Source organism: Bradyrhizobium sp. 27S5 (genome assembly GCF_037217225.1).
GTDB classification, from domain to species: Bacteria; Pseudomonadota; Alphaproteobacteria; order Rhizobiales; family Xanthobacteraceae; genus Bradyrhizobium; species Bradyrhizobium septentrionale.
This window is the reverse complement of the sequence record NZ_CP147714.1, coordinates 41,993-58,362: the sequence shown is the minus strand read 5'-3', so window position 1 is coordinate 58,362 and position 16,370 is coordinate 41,993. Positions and strand designations below refer to the sequence as shown.

14 protein-coding genes are annotated in these 16,370 nt (G+C 66.0%); 9 read left to right on the top strand and 5 right to left on the bottom strand.

Annotation, left to right across the window (positions count from 1 at the left end; all coding sequences use genetic code 11):
• The first annotated feature begins 467 nt into the window (after positions 1-467).
• Positions 468-983, top strand: a complete 516-nt coding sequence (locus tag WDM24_RS00290) for a L,D-transpeptidase (protein WP_166300364.1) — start codon at positions 468-470, stop codon at positions 981-983.
• 90 nt (positions 984-1,073) lie between these two features.
• Here WDM24_RS00290 and WDM24_RS00285 read toward each other — a convergent pair whose 3' ends face one another.
• A complete protein-coding gene (locus WDM24_RS00285; protein WP_338830013.1) occupies positions 1,074-1,676 on the bottom strand; it encodes a thermonuclease family protein in 603 nt (200 codons plus the stop codon).
• A 69-nt stretch (positions 1,677-1,745) separates the two neighbouring features.
• On the bottom strand, positions 1,746-1,982 hold the full coding sequence (locus WDM24_RS00280; protein ID WP_338830012.1) for a DUF1674 domain-containing protein: 237 nt from the start codon (positions 1,980-1,982) through the stop codon (positions 1,746-1,748).
• Positions 1,983-2,171: 189 nt separating this feature from the next.
• On the opposite strand from WDM24_RS00280, the gene WDM24_RS00275 reads away from it, so the two are divergent.
• From WDM24_RS00275 to purH, 3 genes are all read left to right on the top strand, one after another.
• A complete protein-coding gene (locus WDM24_RS00275; protein WP_338830011.1) occupies positions 2,172-3,518 on the top strand; it encodes an RsmB/NOP family class I SAM-dependent RNA methyltransferase in 1,347 nt (448 codons plus the stop codon).
• Positions 3,519-3,634: 116 nt separating this feature from the next.
• A complete protein-coding gene (locus tag WDM24_RS00270) occupies positions 3,635-5,386 on the top strand; it encodes a heparinase II/III domain-containing protein (protein WP_166300349.1) in 1,752 nt (583 codons plus the stop codon).
• A gap of 258 nt (positions 5,387-5,644) precedes the next feature.
• Entirely contained in the window at positions 5,645-7,237 is a 1,593-nt protein-coding gene (purH, locus tag WDM24_RS00265) for a bifunctional phosphoribosylaminoimidazolecarboxamide formyltransferase/IMP cyclohydrolase (protein WP_338830010.1), read from the top strand.
• A 155-nt stretch (positions 7,238-7,392) separates the two neighbouring features.
• Here purH and WDM24_RS00260 read toward each other — a convergent pair whose 3' ends face one another.
• Entirely contained in the window at positions 7,393-8,772 is a 1,380-nt protein-coding gene (locus WDM24_RS00260) for an MFS transporter (RefSeq protein ID WP_338830009.1), read from the bottom strand.
• A 125-nt stretch (positions 8,773-8,897) separates the two neighbouring features.
• Here WDM24_RS00260 and ggt point away from each other — a divergent pair, with 125 nt between their 5' ends.
• The 3 genes from ggt to WDM24_RS00245 all read left to right on the top strand — a co-directional run bounded on the left by ggt (position 8,898) and on the right by WDM24_RS00245 (position 13,206).
• The gene (gene ggt / locus WDM24_RS00255; RefSeq protein WP_338830008.1) at positions 8,898-10,643 is read left to right on the top strand and encodes a gamma-glutamyltransferase; all 1,746 of its coding nucleotides are present in this window, start codon (positions 8,898-8,900) and stop codon (positions 10,641-10,643) included.
• A 172-nt stretch (positions 10,644-10,815) separates the two neighbouring features.
• Entirely contained in the window at positions 10,816-12,114 is a 1,299-nt protein-coding gene (locus WDM24_RS00250; protein ID WP_338830007.1) for an MFS transporter, read from the top strand.
• A 216-nt stretch (positions 12,115-12,330) separates the two neighbouring features.
• Positions 12,331-13,206: an NAD(P)-dependent oxidoreductase gene (locus WDM24_RS00245; protein WP_338830006.1), complete on the top strand. Its 876-nt coding sequence runs from the start codon at positions 12,331-12,333 to the stop codon at positions 13,204-13,206.
• A 6-nt stretch (positions 13,207-13,212) separates the two neighbouring features.
• Here the strand turns inward: WDM24_RS00245 and WDM24_RS00240 are convergent, their stop codons facing one another.
• Both WDM24_RS00240 and WDM24_RS00235 read right to left on the bottom strand, forming a co-directional pair.
• Positions 13,213-13,548, bottom strand: coding sequence for a GIY-YIG nuclease family protein (locus WDM24_RS00240; protein WP_166300345.1), 336 nt, complete (start codon positions 13,546-13,548; stop codon positions 13,213-13,215).
• A gap of 91 nt (positions 13,549-13,639) precedes the next feature.
• A complete protein-coding gene (locus WDM24_RS00235) occupies positions 13,640-14,305 on the bottom strand; it encodes a glutathione S-transferase (RefSeq protein ID WP_338830005.1) in 666 nt (221 codons plus the stop codon).
• Between the two features lie 41 nt (positions 14,306-14,346).
• On the opposite strand from WDM24_RS00235, the gene WDM24_RS00230 reads away from it, so the two are divergent.
• Both WDM24_RS00230 and WDM24_RS00225 read left to right on the top strand, forming a co-directional pair.
• The gene (locus tag WDM24_RS00230; RefSeq protein ID WP_338830004.1) at positions 14,347-14,934 is read left to right on the top strand and encodes a DUF2239 family protein; all 588 of its coding nucleotides are present in this window, start codon (positions 14,347-14,349) and stop codon (positions 14,932-14,934) included.
• 68 nt (positions 14,935-15,002) lie between these two features.
• Positions 15,003-16,358, top strand: a complete 1,356-nt coding sequence (locus WDM24_RS00225) for an MATE family efflux transporter (protein ID WP_338832549.1) — start codon at positions 15,003-15,005, stop codon at positions 16,356-16,358.
• The last annotated feature ends 12 nt before the right edge of the window (positions 16,359-16,370 follow it).

Sequence of the window (16,370 nt, the reverse complement as noted above, 5' to 3'; positions counted from 1 at the left end):
AAGGACGGCGTCGCTTCCGCTCGCCTATGTCCCGGCCATCCACGTCTTTCGCACGCGTAAGCCAAGACGTGGATGCCCGGCACTAGGCCGGGCATGACGAGTTTGTGGAGGGATCGAGCAGATATGCGATGGCCCTGCGCTTGCGGGAGAGGGAGCGCACCGCGGTCGCGACCGCTATCCAACGTAATCTCATCACACTCCGGCCCTCGCCATTTCACGGGATTGTCAGAGGCAAGGCGGCACTGAGGCGCGTTTGCGGCCAAGTGTTGTTTTCAGGTCATTTACTTTAATCCGAACTTTTTCTTCTCTCCGGCCATCAGGACGTGTCTCGCGGCCGCGATGAAAACCATCCGGTTAAGACACGCGGTTAATATTGCGTGCGCGAGACCAGCGGGCCCGGTTTTTTCAGGGCTCTGCACCTTCGTTTTTGGCCCCCTCGTCGGGGCCGTTGGGAAGTGGAGAGGTTGATGTCGTTGAAGATTGCGGTGGCGCTGGCTGCCACCCTTGGTGCTGTTGTTTCGATGTCGCAGACGGCCGAAGCGCGGCCGGAAATGGTGGGAATGCACGGCGATGCCTATGAGCCGGGCACCATCGTGGTGAAGACCAACGAACGGCGGCTGTATCTCATTCTCGATTCCGGCCATGCGGTGCGCTATCCGGTCGGCGTCGGCAGGTCCGGCAAGCAGTGGGCCGGCACCACACGGATCGACGGCAAGTATCGCTACCCGGCGTGGTCGCCGCCCGCAGAGGTCAAGCGCGACAAGCCGAGCATCCCGAACGTGATCGCAGGCGGCTCGCCGGCCAATCCGATGGGCGTGGCCGCGATGACGCTGACCGGCGGCGAATATGCCATCCACGGCACCAACAGGCCGGGCTCGGTCGGCGGCTTCGTGTCCTACGGCTGCATCCGCATGCTGAACGACGACATTACCGATCTCTATTCGCGCGTCTCGGTCGGCACGACGGTCGTCGTCACCCGCTGATTTCCGCAAAAGCTCGCGAGGAAAAAGCCGCGCATCCGCGCGGCTTTTTGTTTGCCGATCCGGTACCGTGGCAGCGGTGATCGCTGTCGCTTAGCGGATCAAATTTCCGCACCAGCCGAAGCGGTGGCCACCATTGTAGGCACGCGCATGGCCGGCCGCGAGCAGCGCGGCCGAGACGTTGTCGGTCTTCTTCGTCGCAACGTCGGCGACAACGCGTCCCTGATATTTGTCGGGACCGATATTGTAGATCGCGACATCGCCCTGGCCGAGCAGATCGCGCAGCGCGACGGTTGCCGCTTCCGCCATCTGCAGTTCGCGCTGACAGGACGCCTTCAGCTCCGGCGCGTCGATGCCGCGCAACCGGACCCGTGTGTAAAGATCAGGCCCCGGCGCGAGATGCACCCGCGCCTCGAATGTGTCGCCATCGATCGTCCTGATGACGTCAACGCTGTGCCTCACGTCAGGCGCGCCGGCACGTTGCCAGATCACGTCGGTATCGCGCGACCGGTTCAACGACCAGTGCGACGGCACCCATTGAGGCACCCATTGGCGGATCGGAAGCATGCTGCCGACCGCGATGCCGAGAACGAACACCCAGGGCAGCGCCGCCGAGACGCGCCGGCCCCAAGGTGACCTTCGGAAGGGCGGACGTCCCGTCCCACGATAAGGATTTATTCTCTCGTATGGGGACATATTCCCAGACTGGCCTGAGTCGAGACGCCGGGCAAGACTCTCCACAAGACCCCTTAAGAAGTCCGGCTCTCAGAAGTCCGAGGCGATACCCTTGGTCTCCCAATCGCCGTAACGCGTCGGTTCCGGTCCCTTCGGACCCTGGAATTCCTTCGGCCGTGCGGCCGCTTCCTGCGCGGCTAGCTCCTCGGCGGCCTTGCGCCGCGCGTCGGCCTCGGCGAGCGCGCGCTGCGCCGCCGGCGTCAGCGGCTTGCGCGGCGCGGGTTCCGGCGGCGATGCAGATTTCTCCGACACAGATTTCTCAGACATGGCAGACTTTCTTGGCAAAACTTTCCGCCTGCGGTTTTCGTATCTCTGTGTTGGCTCAGCGACGGCATCACGATCGCGAAATCCCGCAGGGTGATTCTTACATTTGGCATATTCGCATGCCAGAGGTGTTCTCGAGTTGATGGGCATGAGCCGAATGTAACTCCAGCACCTTCGAGATATCTCCGCTTCATGCCTCCTTCAAGATTTGCAGTTCCTGCCGAAGTCCCCGGTCTCGCGGCGCGCCGTATCGCGGCCGACATCCTCGATGGCGTGCTGCACAAGCACCGCACGCTCGACGATCAGCTCGACGGCGCCGGCGCGCATCCCGGCCTGAAATCGCTCGCCGATCGCGATCGCGCGCTGATGCGCCGGCTGGTCTCGACCATCCTGCGCAAGCTCGGCACGCTCGGCCATCTGCTGTCGCGCCTGCTCGATCGCGGCATCCCGACCGATGCGCCGCGCGCGCAGAGCGCGCTCCTGATCGGCGCCGCCCAGATCCTCTGGATGGATGTGCCGGACCATGCCGCGGTCGATCTGTCGGTGCGGCTGGTGCAGTCGGACCGGCGCGCGGCGAAATATGCCGGGCTCGTCAACGCCGTGCTGCGCCGCTGCGCGCGCGAGGGCCAGGGCCTGATCGATGAGACCAGCACGCAGACGCTGGACCTGCCGCAATGGATGCTGACGCGCTGGAACGCGCATTATGGCGAAGCCACCGCGCGCGACATGGCGCTGGCGCTCGGCCATGAGCCGTCGCTCGACCTCACGGTGAAGTCGGACGCGCCGCAATGGGCGAGCCGTCTGCATGGCGAGACGCTGCCGACGGGAACCGTGCGCACGCTGCTGCAGGGTTCCGTCACGATGCTGCCGGGCTTTGCCGAAGGCCATTGGTGGGTGCAGGACGCCGCCGCCGCGCTGCCGGTGCGCTTGTTCGGCGACATCAAGGACAAGGCGATCGCCGACCTCTGCGCCGCGCCCGGCGGCAAGACCGCACAGCTCGCGCTGGCAGGCGCACATGTCACCGCGATCGACCGCTCGCCGGCGCGGGTCGCGCGGCTGCGCGACAATCTCACGCGACTGGCCTTGGAGGCCGAGACGGTCGTCGCCGACGCCGCCGAATGGCCCGCGGCAGCCGGAAGCTTCGACGGTATTCTGGTCGACGCACCCTGCAGCTCGACCGGAACCATCCGCCGCCATCCCGACGTCGCCTGGCTGCGCCAGGAAGGCGATATCGCGGCGCTATCGGCCCTGCAGAAGCGGCTGCTGCAAAAGGCCACCACTCTGCTGAAGCCGGGCGGCACGCTGGTCTACTGCACCTGCTCGCTGGAGCCGGAAGAAGGCGAGCAGGCGATCGCCGCGCTGCTGGCGAGCGAATCGGGCCTGCGCCGTGCGCCGGTCGAGAAGGACGAGGTCGCCGGCCTCGACGACATCATTACCGCCGACGGCGATCTGCGCACCCTGCCCTGCCATCTGCCCAACGCCGACCCACGGCTGGGCGGGCTGGACGGGTTTTACGCCGCCAGGCTGGTTAAGTCCTGATTTTAAACTTCAGTCTTCTAAGCTCGAAGTGATTCGTGCGGTATCAAGAGGGTGTCTTGGCCGCGTTTCCGGATTAAATAAGGATTCGTTGAAATTCCCTCCCCGCAAGGTTAGGCGTGTCGGTCGCTCAAAGCAGACGCATCTCGACGCTGATTGCTGGCCGCTTCGCGCGCAGCGTGATCGCGCGCGCCAGCGGGAGCACGGTTGCGCTTTCGCGGCTGTGGCCCGGCCGCACCGACCGGCTGATCATCGCCCCGCACGACCTGAGGACCGCCGACGCCACCCGCGCCGCCGAGATCTATGCCGGCCGATTCGTCTTCGCCGGCAAGATCGTCACCTGCCACGGCCGCTCGATCTTCGACCTCGAGCCGCCGTCGGAGGATTGGGAAGCCGCCCTGCTCGGCTTCGGCTGGCTGCGCCATCTGCGCGCCGCCGACACCGCGCTGACCCGCGCCAACGCCCGCTCGCTGGTCGACGACTGGATCTCCAACCAGGCGCGCAGGCGGCCGCTGGAGCGCCGCGCCGATGTCCGCGCGCGGCGCGTGATCTCGCTGTTGTCGCAGGCACCGCTGGTGCTCGGCGATACCGACGGAAAATTCTACCGCAAATATCTGCGCGGGCTGGCGCGTGAGATCCGCTATCTGCGCTACTCCATCCTCGACAATGACGGCGTGCCGCGCCTGCAGGTGCTGATCGCGCTGTGCTACGCCTCGCTCTGCCTCGCCAACCAGGCGCGCAATATCAAGACGACCACGCGCCGGCTGTCGGACGAATTGCAGCGCCAGATCCTGCCCGATGGCGGTCACATCTCGCGCAATCCCGGCGCGCTGGTCGAGCTGCTCAGCGATCTCTTGCCGCTGCGCCAGACCTTTGCTGCACGGAATATCGCGCCGCCGCCGGCGCTGCTCAACGCCATCGACCGCATGATGCCGATGCTGCGCTTCTTCCGTCACGGCGACGGCAGCTTCGCGCTGTTCAACGGCATGTCGACCGCGCCGTCAGATCTGGTCGCGACGCTGCTCGCCTATGACGACACCCGCGGCGTGCCGATGGCGAGCATGCCGCATAGCGGATTCCAGCGGCTCGATGCCGGCACCACGGCGTTGATCATCGACACCGGCCCGCCGCCGCCGCCAAGCGTCAGCCAGGATGCGCATGCCGGCTGCCTGTCGTTCGAGCTGTCCTCGGGGCCGAGCCGCATCGTCGTCAATTGCGGCATGCCGTCGACCGGGCGCGACAATTGGCGGCCGTTCGCACGCTCCACCGCGGCGCATTCGACGCTGACCTATCGCGACACCTCGTCGTGCCAGTTCGTCGAGCTGTCGGCGATGAAGCGGCTGTTGCGCGGCGCGCCGATCACCAGCGGCCCCAACAATGTCGAGAGCTACCGCGAAGCCGTCCCCGACGGCGACGTGCTCACCGCCTCGCATGACGGCTATCTCTCGCGCTTCGGCGTGATCCACCGCCGCGTGCTGATGGTCTCCCAGGATGGCACCCGGCTCGAAGGCGAGGACTCGCTGTCGCCGGCGCCGGGCGGCCGCATCAAGGGCAGCGAGGCCGATTTCGCGCTGCGCTTCCATCTGCATCCGTCGGTGAAGGCGAGCCGGCTGTCGGATGCCCGCGGCGTGATGCTGGTGCTGCCGAACCGCGACGTCTGGACCTTCGAGGCGTTGGACGACAAGGTCGACCTCGAGGACAGCGTGTTCCTGGCCGGCAATGACGGCCCGCGCCGCACCTCCCAGATCGTGATCCGCCAGGACGCCCGTCAGGCCGCCACCATCCGCTGGAGCTTCGTGCGCTCCTCGACCTCGGCCACCGCCACCAACGCGCGCCGCAACGCCCGCCGCGAGCCGGAACTGCCGCTGTAGGCGCGTACCGCCTCTATCAGAGCGACTAATCTCAGACCCGTCATCCTGAGGTGCGAGCCTCTTCGGCGAGCCTCGAAGGATCGACGGCCGCCAGCCGGGCCGTGCATCCTTCGAGGCTCGCAAGGGCTCGCACCTCAGGACGACGGGAGAATGGGCATCGGATCGCCCGCAATTTCCCCGGAATCGGTCGCACGGACCGGTTTCGTAGGGCACCAAACCATGCTACCCGGCTGCCTTAACAGCCAGGGATTTCCTAGAATGACCGAACAGCTTCGCCGCGTGACCCGCGCTCTGTTGTCCGTTTCCGACAAGACCGGACTGATCGATTTCGCCAGGGCGTTGGCCGACCATGGCGTCGAGCTGGTGTCGACCGGCGGCACCGCCAAGGCGATCGCGGCGGCCGGGCTCAAGGTCAAGGACGTCTCCGAGCTGACCGGTTTCCCGGAGATGATGGACGGAAGGGTCAAGACGCTGCATCCGAAGGTGCATGGCGGCCTGCTCGCGATCCGCGACAACAAGGAACACGCCGCGGCGATGGCCTCGCACGGCATCGCGCCGATCGACCTTCTGGTCGTCAACCTCTATCCGTTCGAGGCCACCGTCGACAAAGGCGCCGGCTTCGAGGAGTGCATCGAGAACATCGACATCGGCGGTCCCGCGATGATCCGCGCCGCGGCGAAGAATCATGACGACGTCGCCGTGGTGGTCGAGGCGCAGGATTATCAGGCGGTGCTCGACGAGCTCGCCGCACACAAGGGCGCGACCTCGCTCAGCCTGCGCCGCCGGCTCGCCGCCAAGGCCTATGCGCGCACCGGAGCCTATGACGCCGCGATCTCGAACTGGTTTGCCAAGGAATTGAAGACCGACGCGCCGGACTTCCGCGCGATCGGCGGCCGGCTACTCCAACCGCTGCGCTATGGCGAGAACCCGCACCAGACCGCGGCGTTCTACGCCACGCCGGAAAAGCGCCCGGGCGTTTCGACTGCGCGGCAATTGCAGGGCCGGGAACTGTCCTACAACAACATCAACGACACCGACGCCGCCTATGAATGCGTCGGCGAGTTCGATCCGCAGCGCACCGCGGCCTGCGTCATCGTCAAGCACGCCAATCCGTGCGGTGTCGCCGAGGGTCCCGATCTCGCCACCGCCTATGCCCGCGCGCTCGCCTGCGACTCCACCTCGGCCTATGGCGGCATCATCGCGGTCAACCGTACGCTCGACGCGGACGCGGCGCGCGCCATCATCGGCATCTTCACCGAAGTGATCATCGCGCCCGACGCGACCGAGGAGGCGATCGCGATCATCGCCGGCCGGCGCAATCTGCGCCTGCTGCTTGCTGGCGCGCTGCCCGATCCGCGCGCGACAGGCCTCACCGCCAAGACCGTTGCTGGTGGCCTGCTGGTGCAGAGCCGCGACAACGCTGTGGTCGAGGACATGAACCTGAAGGTCGCGACCAAGCGCGCGCCGACCGACGCCGAGCTGCGCGATCTCAAATTCGCCTTCCGTGTCGCCAAGCACGTGAAGTCGAACACCATCATCTACGCCAAGGACCTCACCACCGTCGGCATCGGCGCCGGCCAGATGAGCCGGGTCGATTCCGCGCGCATCGCCGCGCGCAAGGCGCTGGACGCGGCGGCCGAGCTGAAGCTCGCCGAACCGCTGACCAAGGGTTCGGTGGTCGCCTCCGATGCGTTCTTCCCGTTCGCCGACGGCATGCTCGCCTGCATCGAGGCCGGCGCCACCGCGGTGATCCAGCCCGGCGGCTCGATGCGCGACGACGAGGTGATCAAGGCCGCCGACGAACACGGCATCGCCATGGTGTTCACCGGCGTGCGGCATTTTAGGCATTGATCTATCAGTTGTCGTCCCGGCGAAGGCCGGGACCCATAACCACCGATCTTGCTTGGTGAGGGACAACTAACCCCAGCGCTCCTTCGATGGATCACGCGGTATGGGTCCCGGCCCCCGTGCGCAATTGCGCACTAGGCCGGGACGACGGCGGTGGTTTACTCCCGCACCCTTGCCAGCAACACCAACCCCACCACGAAAAACCCCACCAGCACCGCCATGCCGGCCTTCTGACTCGCGGTCGCGGCGGTGATCGCGCCGATCAAGAGCGGGCCGATGAACGACGTCACCTTTCCGGTGAGCGCGAACAAGCCAAAAGACTGCGCGATGCGATCCTGCGGCGCGAGGCGGATCAGCAGCGAGCGCGAGGCCGCCTGCAGCGGCGCGCCGGTGGCGCCGATCAGACAGCCCAGCACGATATAGGCGCGCTCGGCCGCGCCCGCGAACAGCGGGCCGCCGGGCACCGGTGGCGCGACTGGAATGAACAGGATGGAATCCTTGTTCACGGTGAGGATCACGACGATCGCAAACAGCAGGATCACCAGGCTGCAGGTAATCACGCGCTTCGGCCCGAACGCATCGTCGAGCTTGCCCCCGAGCCAGCCGCCGAAGGTGCCGGCCACCGCCAGGATGATGCCGAAGGTGCCGATCCGGATCGTGTCCCAGCCGAACGTGCCGGCGGCATAGATGCCGCCGAACGCGAACAACGAGACCAGCCCGTCGGTGTAGATCATGTTCGCCAGCAGAAACCGCGCCATCGATTTCTGCTTCGGCAGGCCAGCCAATGACTCCATGAGCCCGCGCAGGCCTGCGCCGACCGCCTCGCGCAACGGGCGTTTCGCCGGATAGTCCGGCGTGAACAGGAACATCGGCGTCACGAAGATGATGAACCACAGCCCGGTCAGTGGCCCGGTGATGCGATCGCCCTCATGCGTGATGGGATCGAGACCGAACAGCGGCGTGAAGCCGAACAGCGTGCGGCCGGTCTCGGCATTGGCGGCGAGGAAGCCGAGTACCAGCACGAGGCTCAGGATGCCGCCGACATAGCCGGTGGCCCAGCCGGTGCCGGACAGACGCCCGATCCGGTCGGGCGGCACCAGCGTCGGCATCATCGCATTGTTGAAGACGGTCGCGAACTCGACGCCGACGCTCGCGATCGCATAGGCGAGCAGCAGCGCGGGGATGATATCGGGATTGCCGGGCTTGCCGATCCACATCGCGCTCGCGCCGATCACCAGCAGCACGCCGAAGCCCGCGATCCACGGCTTGCGCCGGCCGCTGGCGTCGGCGATCGCCCCGAGCACCGGCGACAGCAGCGCGATCGCAAGTCCTGCGGCTGCTGTGGCAAAGCCCCACAGCGCCTGCCCGCTCGCGGGATCGGGCGCGACGAAGCTCGCGAAGTATGGCGCGAACACGAAGGTCGTGATCAGCGTGAAATAGGGCTGCGCAGCCCAGTCGAAAAAAATCCAGCTGACGACGGCTGCGCGGCCCGGATAGACCTTGGTGGTGGCCTTCGCATCACCAGCGACCGTCTGCATTGTTGCCGTCATCGCGAAAGATATTCCTCAACTCGAACCACGAGCAGGCTTTTGCCGCTTCAATCCGTTCCCATATAGCATGAGCCGGTTTGCTGATACCGTGATGAACAGGGCAGGACATTTCGATGGCGCTGACGGCAACGATGTCGCGACGGCTGTTTGCCGTTCTCCTGGTGATTGGCATCGCGACGCCGGCCCTCGGCCAGGTGCAGCGTCGCGCCTACGAGCCCTCAGCCACCGATACGATTCAAAGCATTCGCGCCGAAAACGGCATGGTGGTGGCGCAGGAGAAGCTTGCGGCGCGGGTTGGCGCCGACATTCTGCGGCAGGGCGGCAATGCAGTCGACGCTGCGGTCGCCACCGGCTTTGCGATGGCGGTGACCTATCCGCGCGCCGGCAATATCGGCGGCGGCGGCTTCATGGTGATCCATCTCGCCGGACGCAATGAAGATGTCGCGATCGATTATCGCGAGACCGCGCCGCAGGCCGCAACTCGCGACATGTTCCTGAACGCAGAGGGCAAGCCCGATCCGGACAAGTCGCGCAACTCCGCGCTCGCGATCGGCGTGCCCGGCACGGTCGCGGGCCTCGCGCTGGCGCTGGACAAATACGGCTCCGGCAAGTTCACGCTGGCGCAGATCATCAAGCCCGCCATCGATCTCGCCCGCGACGGCTTCATCGTCACCGACGACACGTCGGACACGTTGTCCGACATGTATCGCCGCATGTCGCGCTGGCCGAACTCGGCCAAAGCCTTCTCGCATGCCGACGGCACGCCGCTGCGTGAAGGCGACCGCCTGATCCAGGGCGATCTCGCGACGACGCTGACGGCGATTGCCGAACGGGGGCCGCGCGGCTTCTACGAAGGCGCGGTCGCCGAGAAGCTTGTCGCCGGAATCAAAAATGCCGGCGGCATCTTCACGATCGGCGACCTGAAATCCTACCAGCCGGTGATCCGCACGCCGATCCGCGGCAGCTATCGCGGCTACGACATCGTCTCGATGCCGCAGCCGTCCTCCGGCGGCGTCGTGCTGCTGGAGATCCTCAACATCCTCGAGGGCTTTCCGATGTCCGACATGAAGCAGGGCTCCGCCGCCTCGCTGCATGTGATGATCGAGGCGATGAAGCGCGCCTATGCCGATCGCGCCCGCTATCTCGGCGATCCCGCCTTCGTCGACGCGCCGACGCAGCTGCTGATTGACAAGGCCTATGCCGCCAGGCAGCGCGCAACCATCGACCTTATCAGCGCCACGCCCTGGACCGATGTGCGCAACGCGAAACAGCCGCATGAGGGCGACAACACCACGCATTATTCCGTCGTCGATGCCGGCGGCAACGCCGTCAGCAACACCTACACGCTGAACTTCCCCTATGGGGTCGGCCTCGTCGCCGACGGCACCGGCGTGCTGCTCAACAACGAGCTCGACGATTTCACCGCGGCGCCCGGCGCCTCCAACGCCTTCGGCCTGGTCGGCTTCGAGGCCAATCTGCCGGGTCCCGGCAAGCGCCCGCTGTCCTCGATGGCACCCACCATCGTGCTGAAGGACGGCAAGCCGGTGCTGGTGACGGGATCGCCCGGCGGTAGCCGCATCATTTCGGCGGTGACGCAGATCATCGTCGACGTGATCGACTACAGGATGGATATCGCAGCCGCAGTCGCCGCGCCGCGGATGCATCACCAATGGCTGCCCGACGAGGTCCGGATCGAGAAAGGCTTCCCCGACGAGGTGCTGGCCGAGTTGAAGGCCAAGGGCCACAACCCGGTCGAGCCGCTCGGCTACTCCTCCGCGAACTCGATCGTCGTCACGACCAACGGTCTGCTCGGCGCCCCCGACCCGCGCACGCGCGGCTCGGAGGCCGCGGGGTACTAGAGAGCATTTTCGAGCGAAGCAGACACCGGTTCGCGCGAAGAAAACGCGTCAAAACAAAAAGCTAACGCAAACGCGGCTTTGCCCGGGCGGCAACATCGCGATAGATTGGCGGTCCGCGCAAGTCCGGCCGCGGATGCAAAGAGCCGGTGAAAGATTTCTCCGGGGAACGCGCATGAGCACGGCCGAATCCAAATCAATGGAAGTCGCAGAGATCGAGGACACCAGCCTCCTCGCCTTCTATCGCGACATGAACCTGCAGGAGCGGCGCACGTTCTGGGCCTGCGCCTCGGGCTGGACGCTCGACGGCATGGATTTCATGATCTATCCGCTGGTGATCGGCACCATCATCACGCTGTGGAAGGTCGATCCTGGCACCGCAGGCCTCGCCGGCACCGTGACGCTGCTGGCGTCCGCGGTCGGCGGCTGGCTCGGCGGCTACCTCTCCGACCGCATCGGCCGGGTCAAGACGCTGCAGCTCACCATCATCTGGTTCTCGTTCTTCTCGCTGGTCTGCGCCGTGGTGCAGAATTTCGACCAGCTGCTGATCGCCCGCGCACTGCTCGGCCTCGGCTTCGGCGGCGAATGGGCGGCCGGCGCGGTGCTGATCGGCGAGGCGATCCGGCCGCAATATCGCGGACGCGCGGTCGGCTCGGTGCAGTCGGGCTGGGCGATCGGCTGGGGCCTTGCGGTGCTGGCGCAGGCGATCCTGTTCTCGGTACTGCCTGCGGAAAATGCCTGGCGCTGGATGTTCGTGATCGGCGCGCTGCCGGCGCTCTTGGTGTTCTATCTGCGCCGCTATGTCACCGAGCCGGAGATCTCGGCCGCGACAATGGCGCAGCAGCAGGCGTCCGGCAGCGGCCCGGCCGCGTTGTGGGAGATCTTCCAAGGGCCGATCCTGAAGACCACGCTGCTGGCCTCGCTGGTCGGCACCGGCATGCAGGGCGGCTACTATGCCGTCACCTTCTGGGTGCCACGCTTCCTTACCACCGAGCGCAAGCTCTCGGTGGTCGGCTCGACCGGCTATCTCGCAACCCTGATCATCGGCTCGTTTATCGGTTATCTGGTGGGCGCCTGGCTCGCCGACCGCATCGGCCGCCGCAACCTGTTCCTGATCTTCTCGATCGGCGCCATCGCGATCGTGCTGCTCTATACCCAGCTGCCGATCTCCAACGAGGTGCTGTGGGTGCTAGGCTTCCCGCTCGGTTTCTTTGCGTCAGGCTATTTCTCGGGCATGGGCGCGTTCCTGACCGAGCTGTATCCGACCCGGCTGCGCGGCTCCGGCCAGGGCTTTTGCTACAATTTCGGCCGCGGCATCGGCGCGCTGTTCCCGTTCCTGGTCGGCGCGCTTTCGACCACGACGACGCTCGCCAACGCGATCGCGATCTTCGCGGTGGCCGCCTACGGCGTGTTCTTCATCGCCGCCTACGCGCTGCCGGAAACGCGCGGGCGTGTGCTGCATGCGGGTGGGTAGCGTAATGAGGTGACGCGATGGCCTTGCCGCTTGCTCCGCTTCGCCTCTCCCCTTGTGGGAGAGGCCGGATTGCATCGGCAGATGCAATCCGGGTGAGGGGTCGCGGTCTCTCCATGCAGTACGCCGTGTGGAGAGGTACCCCTCACCCCCAACCCTCTCCCACAAGGGGAGAGGGAGCCTGACATGGTGCGTCCCTAACAGAAGAGGAGCCGTCTCATGACATCGCTCAAAGGCAAGACGCTGTTCATCTCGGGTGCGAGCCGCGGCATCGGGCTGGCGATTGCACTCCGCGCCGCGCGAGACGGCGCCAATGTCGCGATCGCAGCGAAGACCGCCGAGCCGCATCCGAAGCTGAAGGGCACGATCTACACCGCCGCCGACGAGGTCCGCGCCGCCGGCGGCAAGGCGCTGCCGGTGCTCTGCGACATCAGGGACGAAGCACAGGTGATGGCGGCGATCGAAGCCACCGTCGCCGAGTTCGGCGGCATCGACATCTGCGTCAACAATGCCAGCGCCATCAGCCTGACCACCTCGCAGGCGACCGACATGAAGCGGTTCGACCTGATGATGGGAATCAACACCCGCGGCACCTTCATGGTGTCAAAATACTGCATCCCGCATCTGAAGAAGGCGGAGAACCCGCACATCTTGATGCTGTCGCCCCCGCTCGACATGAAGACGAAATGGTTCGAGCACTCGACCGCCTACACGATGGCGAAATTCGGCATGAGCATGTGCGTGCTCGGGCTGGCCGGCGAGCTGAAATCTTCAGGCGTCGCCGTCAATGCATTGTGGCCGCGCACCACGATCGCAACCGCCGCGGTCGGCAATCTGCTCGGCGGCGACGCCATGATGCGCGCCAGCCGCACGCCCGAGATCATGGGCGATGCGGCCTATGCGATCGTCACGCGGCCGTCGCGCGAGTTCACCGGCCATTTCTGCATTGACGACAAGGTGCTCTATGCCAATGGCGTCCGCGATTTCGAGCGCTACCGCGTCGATCCCTCGGTGCCGCTGATGTTGGACTTCTTCGTGCCCGACGACGACGTGCCGCCGCCCGGCGTCACCGTGCAGCCGTTGCCGTCGCGTTGAACGCGGCTAGACCGCGGACGCCTTGAGCTGCGCGCGCCAGTGCTGCACGCGCTCCTTGAGCAGCGTCTCGCGCACATAGGCAAGCTCCTCGTCCTCGAGGCGCTCCAGCGTTTCGAGCGAGAAATTGTCCGCGCCGTGCGCCGACCACACGCGCTGCAGCTCCGAATTGCGGTGGCTCCCCATCCGCAGCGTGAACCAGATGCGGTTCTGGATCTTGTCGAGATCGAGCGCCTGCCCGACCCAGACTTCGCCGGTCGCGCGGCAGCGGATCGCGAACACGCCGGCGACAGCGGCGCGCTTCTTGTAGTCGGCGATGGCGAGCTTGCGGTCCTCGGTCTTCATGGCGGCTCCTGTCGTATCGACAGACTGTTTATACCCGGGTGTTATTGACAAAGCAATTACACCCGGATAAAACATCGCCATGACCGCGGATTTATCGGCCGACCTGGTACGGCCCGCCCTTCTCCAGCGCACGCGCATAGGCCGGACGGGCGTGGATGCGCTCGAGGAACGCGACGCACCGGGGATGGCCGTCCTCGAGCCCGCCGCGCGCGGCAGCCGCCTCGAGCGGAAAGCTCATCTGGATATCGGCGCCGGAAAATTCGCTGCCGGCGAACCACTCGCTCTTGCCGAGCTCGCCCTCCCAATAGGCCATGTGCTGCTTGATCTGCGGATTGATCAGCGTGGACAGCGCCTGGTTCGAGACCTTGCGCACCAGCGGCCGCAGCAGCGCCGGCGCGCGCTTCGGCATCAAGGTGAACAAGAGCTTCAGCAGCAGCGGCGTCATCGCCGAGCCCTCGGCATAATGCAGCCAATAGGTGTAACGCAGCCGCTCCGGCGTATCGGATTGCGGGATCAGGCGGCCATTGCCGTAGGTCGCGATGATGTATTCGAGGATCGCACCGGATTCCGCGATCGTGTTGCCATTGTCGGTGACGACGGGCGACTTGCCGAGCGGATGGATCGCGCGCAGCTCCTTTGGCGCCCGCATGTCGGGCTGCCGCTGATAGCGCACGATCTCGTACGGCACGCCCAATTCCTCGAGCAGCCACAGCACGCGCTGCGAGCGGGAATTGTTGAGATGATGAACCGTCAGCATGAGCGTCCTCTGAAATACCAGCGCAATCTGAGAGGTCTACCATGAATCCAGCCTATGTCGCCTTCGAAGGCGAGCATCGCATCGGGGCCGGTGACCTCCCCGAGGTTGCGCGCGCCGCCAAACAGCTGCTCGACCGTCGCAAGGACGCCGCGATCCTGGTGTTCGACGGCCGCACCTCCGCGCTGGTCGACATCGATTTCCGCGGCTCGATCGACGATGTGCTGGCGCGGCTGCCGAAGCCCGTGCCTCCGCTCGACGAGGAGCCGCCGGCACCCGCTGCGCCGCGCGGGCCGGGACGTCCGAAGCTTGGCGTCGTCGCGCGCGAGATCACCCTGTTGCCGCGGCACTGGGATTGGCTCGCCCAGCAGAAGGGCGGCGCTTCGGTTGCGATCCGCAAGTTGATCGACGAGGCGCGGCGCTCCAGCGGCGACAAGGACCGGACACGTAGCGCGCAGGATGCCGCCTATCGCTTCATGACTGTCATGGCCGGCAACCGGCCGCATTACGAGGACGCGATCCGCGCCCTGTTCGCCCACGACCGGCGCCGCTTTGCGACGCTGATCGCGGACTGGCCGGCCGACATCCGCGATCACGCAGTCAGGCTCGCCTATAGCGATCAAGCGGACTAGCGCGTTTTCGTACGAAATAGCGGCACTCGGCGGATCGTTGATTCGTGACTGCCCCCATTCTTTGGAAGTTGAAAGTGTCCAAGCCCCCTTCCCTGCGCAAGGCCTTCCTGTCCTTTCTGGCGCCGATGCTGCTGAGCAACGTGCTGCAGTCGCTGTTCGGCACCATCAACGGCGTCTATCTCGGCCAGATGATCGGGGTCGACGCGCTCGCGGCTGCGTCGGTGTTCTTTCCGGTGATGTTCTTCTTCATCTCCTTCGTGATCGGCTTGAGCGCCGGCGCCTCCGTCATGATCGGCCAGGCCTGGGGCGCCCGCGAGCCCGGCCGGGTGAAGGCGGTCGCCGGCACGACCATGACCGTGACGCTGCTGCTGGCGCTGGCGATCGCGATTCTCGGCGGCCTGTTCGCCCGGCCGCTATTGATCGCGCTCGCCACACCGCCGGACGTACTCGACGCCGCGGTGTCCTATGCACGGATCATGATGATCACGATGCCGGTGACCTTCGCATTCCTGCTGCTCGCGGCAATGATGCGCGGCGTCGGTGACACCGTAACCCCGCTGCTCGCCCTGGCGGTGTCGACGATCGTCGGCCTCGTGGTGACGCCGGCGCTGATCCGCGGCTGGCTCGGTCTGCCGATGCTCGGCGTAGCGAGCGCCGCCGTCGCTTCCGCCGTCTCGGGCGTCGTCACGCTGCTGTGGCTGCATGTCCACATGTTGCGGCGCCGGCACCCTCTCGCCTTCGACGCGACGTTCCTGCGCGCGATGCGGCCCAACGGCGCCTTGCTGCGCATCGTGCTGCGGCTCGGCATTCCAACCGCGATCGGCATGGTGGTGGTCTCGCTCGCCGAACTGGTGCTGCTCGGCCTCGTCAACGGTTTCGGGTCGGACGCCACCGCCGCCTATGGCGCGGTCAACCAGGTGATCGGCTATGTGCAGTTTCCGGCGATCTCGATCGCAATATCAGTGTCGATCTTCGGCGCGCAGGCGATCGGCCGCGGCGATTCCGGCCGGGTCGGCGCCATCGTCAGGACCGGGATCGAGATGAACCTCGCACTGACGGGCGGATTGGTCGTGCTCGGCTATCTCTTTGCGCGGCCGCTGATGGGCTGCTTCATCGTCGATGGCGCGGTGCTCGCGCTCGCGCAGCAGCTTTTGTACATCGTGCTGTGGAGCATGGTGCTGTTCGGCATGGCGACAGTACTTTCGGGCGCGATGCGCGCCGGCGGCACGGTGTGGATACCGCTGTTCATCTCGATCCTGGCCATAACGCTGGTCGAGGTGCCGGTTGCGATCCTGCTGAGCCGCGCCGTCGGCATCAGCGGCATCTGGATCGCCTATCCCGTCACCTTCGCAACCATGTTCGTGCTGCAGATGGCCTATTACGCCCTGGTATGGCGCAAGCAGACCATCACGCGGCTGATTTGACATCGCGCGCGG

What these genes read in the sequence shown, in the direction of transcription:
- WDM24_RS00275 (WP_338830011.1), top strand. Translation starts at nt 2,172, where the DNA reads ATGCCTCCTTCAAGATTTGCAGTTCCTGCCGAAGTCCCCGGTCTCGCG.
- WDM24_RS00250 (WP_338830007.1), top strand. Translation starts at nt 10,816, where the DNA reads ATGAGCACGGCCGAATCCAAATCAATGGAAGTCGCAGAGATCGAGGAC.
- WDM24_RS00260 (WP_338830009.1), bottom strand. Translation starts at nt 8,772, where the DNA reads ATGCAGACGGTCGCTGGTGATGCGAAGGCCACCACCAAGGTCTATCCG.
- WDM24_RS00230 (WP_338830004.1), top strand. Translation starts at nt 14,347, where the DNA reads ATGAATCCAGCCTATGTCGCCTTCGAAGGCGAGCATCGCATCGGGGCC.
- purH (WP_338830010.1), top strand. Translation starts at nt 5,645, where the DNA reads ATGACCGAACAGCTTCGCCGCGTGACCCGCGCTCTGTTGTCCGTTTCC.
- WDM24_RS00240 (WP_166300345.1), bottom strand. Translation starts at nt 13,548, where the DNA reads ATGAAGACCGAGGACCGCAAGCTCGCCATCGCCGACTACAAGAAGCGC.
- WDM24_RS00290 (WP_166300364.1), top strand. Translation starts at nt 468, where the DNA reads ATGTCGTTGAAGATTGCGGTGGCGCTGGCTGCCACCCTTGGTGCTGTT.
- WDM24_RS00280 (WP_338830012.1), bottom strand. Translation starts at nt 1,982, where the DNA reads ATGTCTGAGAAATCTGTGTCGGAGAAATCTGCATCGCCGCCGGAACCC.
- ggt (WP_338830008.1), top strand. Translation starts at nt 8,898, where the DNA reads ATGGCGCTGACGGCAACGATGTCGCGACGGCTGTTTGCCGTTCTCCTG.
- WDM24_RS00235 (WP_338830005.1), bottom strand. Translation starts at nt 14,305, where the DNA reads ATGCTGACGGTTCATCATCTCAACAATTCCCGCTCGCAGCGCGTGCTG.
- WDM24_RS00245 (WP_338830006.1), top strand. Translation starts at nt 12,331, where the DNA reads ATGACATCGCTCAAAGGCAAGACGCTGTTCATCTCGGGTGCGAGCCGC.
- WDM24_RS00285 (WP_338830013.1), bottom strand. Translation starts at nt 1,676, where the DNA reads ATGTCCCCATACGAGAGAATAAATCCTTATCGTGGGACGGGACGTCCG.